Raw genomic sequence first — 3,043 nt, 5'->3', positions numbered from 1 at the left:
CGAATTGCCCAAATTGAATCGCGCTTTTCCGAGCTTGAGGCGCGGATGGCTTCGGGGCAGCTTGAAGGCGATGGCTTTGTCGCTGCGTCCAAGGAGTATTCCGAACTTGAGCCTGTGGCCAAAGCGGCGGCAGAGGTCCGGCGGTTGCGTACAGAAATTGAAACGCTTGAGCATATGGCGCAGGATTCCTCCGACCCTGATTTGCATGAGATGGCGGTCGAGGAATTGGAAGATATTACCCGGCAGCTTTCGGACGCAGAAATGTCGCTCGCTATTTCGCTGCTACCCCGCGATTCTGCGGATGACCGGCCAGCGATGTTGGAAATCCGTGCGGGCACTGGCGGCGATGAAGCGGCGTTGTTTGCGGGAGATCTTTACCGCATGTATGAACGCTATGCCGCTGGCCAAGGCTGGAAGATTGAACCGATTTCGGTCAGCTCCTCCGATGTTGGCGGGTTTAAGGAAGTCGTGGTTGCCATCAAGGGCATAGGCGTGTTTGCAAAGCTAAAATATGAAAGCGGCGTCCACCGTGTGCAACGCGTGCCCGTGACCGAAAGCGGCGGGCGCATTCACACCAGCGCGGCCACTGTAGCGGTCCTGCCCGAGCCAACTGAAGTTGATATCCAAATTGAAGCACGAGATCTTAAAATCGACGTTTACCGAGCGTCGGGTGCGGGCGGACAGCACGTCAACACTACGGACTCAGCCGTGCGCATTACCCATCTGCCGACCGGAATAGTCGTCACCTGTCAGGACGGGCGCAGCCAGCACAAGAACAAGGAACAGGCGATGCAAGTGCTGCGCGCCCGCATTTACGAAAAGGAGCGTGAGGAGGCCCAAGGGGCCGAAGCAGAGGCGCGTAAGGCGATGGTTGGCTCAGGTGACCGTTCCGAACGTATCCGCACCTATAACTTCCCCCAAGGCCGTGTGACGGACCACCGGATTAACCTGACGCTGCATAAGCTGCCCGAGATTTTAGAGGGCAGCGGACTAAGCGAGCTGGTCGCCGCATTGATTGCCGAGGATCAGGCCGAACGTATGGCAGGGTTAGGGGATTAAACTTCCAACCGGCCATGTTCCAGCTTTGGCAAAACATAACGCGCGAACATGTCGCATTCGTTGATGTGCGGATAGCCGGACAGGATGAACGCCTCAATACCGACTTCGCGATAGGCATTGATTTTGGCGAGCACTTGGTCTGGATCACCGACGATTGCCACGCCGCATCCTGAACGGGCACGGCCAATGCCTGTCCATAAATTATCCTCCAGATAGCCGTCATTCGCCGCCGCTTTTTCCCGCAATTCTGCCTGATGTGCCACACCGAAGGTTTGCGTATCGAGGGACTTGTTGCGAATAGCTTCGCCTTGCTGGGCATCAAGTTTCGACAGCAAGCCGTCGGCATAAGCGCGCGCCTCAGCCTCTGTCTCGCGGACGATAACATGCGCGCGGAAACCATATTTCAGCGTGCGGCCGAATTTGGCGGCACGGGCAGTCATATCGTCGACCAAGTCCTTGGCGCCTTGAACCGTTTCGGGCCACATCAGGTAGACGTCGCAACCTTCTGCCGCCGCGTCCTTGGCCGCTGGCGATAAGCCGCCGAAATACAAAGGCGGGCATTTGCCGCTGACAGTTTTTATGCGCGGCGGATCAAGGTCAATTTTGTAATGGTCGCCATCAATCGATAGATGTTCGCCGTTTAGCAGCGCCTTTAGTATGTGCATTGCCTCGACCGTGCGGCGGTAGCGTGGCTCGGAATCCATTTTGTCGCCGGGCACGTCGGAGGAGATGATATTCACATTCAGCCGTCCACCTGAAATCTGGTCAAGTGTGGCTATTTGACGTGCGAGTTGAGGCGGCCAGCTTTCGCCAATGCGCACCGCCATGAGCAATTTGATCCGTGAGGTCAGCACCGCAATGGCGCTGGCAAAGGTGGTGGTATCAAGGCCAAGGGTATAGCCAGAGGGTAGTAATACATTGTCAAAACCGCCCTTTTCGGCGGCAAGGACGATATTGCGGCAATGTTCCCAACTGGACGCCAGCATCGGGTCGGGGACGCCCAAAAATTCATAGTCATCATCGCATAACGCCGAAAACCAGCTAACTTCAACCGACTTGCTCATGGCAGTGGCACTCCTCTTGCGGCAACCAACACGCTGTACCAATCAGCGCGGGTCCATTGGATTTTGAACGCGTCAGCAGCTTCGGCTATGCGCGCAGGGTTTTGTGAGCCGACAATCGGAATTGGCCGTGCCGGGTGTGCCATGATCCAGCTATACGCCGCAGCAGTGCGCGATACATTATGCGCAGCAGCAACGCCCGAGAGTGCCGCAGCGACATTTTGCTCACGAACATTTTGCGGTTCACCAATTCTGCCGCCGCCCAGCGGCGACCACGCCATCACCGTAAGGTCCATGGCTATGGCCTGATCCAGCTCACCATTTTCGATAGTGTCTATCCGCAAGGGTGAGAGTTCAGGTTGCGTTGAAACTATGGGCACTGCGCTAAACTGTGCAAGCACGGTGATCTGCGCCTGTGTGAAGTTGGAAACGCCAAAGGCGCGAATTTTCCCTGCTTTGTGCGCGTCCTCAATGGTGCGCGCGATTTCCTGAGGGTGGGTTAACACGTCTGGCCGGTGAATTTGCCACAAGTCGATGCGGTCCGTGCGTAGCCGAGACAGGCTGCCATCAATGGCTTTTGTCAGATACTCTGCACTGCTGTCATAGGGTGTTGGCGGGGTGATGCCCCCCTTGGTCGCCAGCACCGTGCGGTCGCGATATGCGGGCGCATCGGCAAAGACTTGGCCTAGAAGCTCTTCAGCTTTCCCGAAGCCCTGCTCGCCAAAACCGTAAATGTCGGCGGTGTCGAACAGGGTAATGCCTGCCTCAAACGCCGCATCGATCGCGCCTCTCGCGGCGGATAGTTCAAGCCCGGCAAAGCGCCACATGCCCCATGCGAGGGAGGAAATTTCAATTCCGCTTTTGCCCAGTTTACGGGTGCGCGAAGGGGTGGGAAGCGTCATGTATTTTTGCTCTTTTTAAGT

Annotated in this window: 3 protein-coding genes; 1 reads left to right on the top strand and 2 read right to left on the bottom strand. The window is 56.8% G+C overall.

The window, feature by feature from the left end; translation table 11 throughout:
• Window positions 1–1,059 (top strand): peptide chain release factor 1 (gene prfA / locus Q0O33_RS10710; RefSeq protein WP_295499428.1); only part of this gene is annotated, 1,059 nt, incomplete at its 5' end.
• On the opposite strand, the gene Q0O33_RS10705 is transcribed toward prfA, so the two are convergent.
• Together Q0O33_RS10705 and Q0O33_RS10700 are read right to left on the bottom strand one after the other, a co-directional pair.
• Window positions 1,056–2,123 carry an LLM class flavin-dependent oxidoreductase gene (locus tag Q0O33_RS10705; protein WP_295499425.1) on the bottom strand — a complete coding sequence of 356 codons (1,068 nt, stop codon included), beginning with the start codon at window positions 2,121–2,123 and terminating at the stop codon, window positions 1,056–1,058. The two genes, prfA and Q0O33_RS10705, sit on opposite strands and share 4 nt — an antisense overlap.
• Window positions 2,120–3,022 (bottom strand): aldo/keto reductase, encoded by a 903-nt coding sequence (locus Q0O33_RS10700; protein WP_295499422.1) that lies wholly within the window; start codon window positions 3,020–3,022, stop codon window positions 2,120–2,122. The genes Q0O33_RS10705 and Q0O33_RS10700 overlap by 4 nt, the downstream gene beginning before the upstream one ends.
• Between the last annotated feature and the right edge of the window lie 21 nt (window positions 3,023–3,043).

It is taken from the genome of Sphingorhabdus sp. EL138, from assembly GCF_945862485.1.
Classification (GTDB): domain Bacteria; phylum Pseudomonadota; class Alphaproteobacteria; order Sphingomonadales; family Sphingomonadaceae; genus Sphingorhabdus_B.
This window is presented reverse-complemented; position numbering and strand designations above follow the sequence as displayed.

Coding starts and splice junctions, on each gene's coding strand:
- Q0O33_RS10700 (WP_295499422.1), bottom strand. CDS start 3,022: ATGACGCTTCCCACCCCTTCGCGCACCCGTAAACTGGGCAAAAGCGGA.
- Q0O33_RS10705 (WP_295499425.1), bottom strand. CDS start 2,123: ATGAGCAAGTCGGTTGAAGTTAGCTGGTTTTCGGCGTTATGCGATGAT.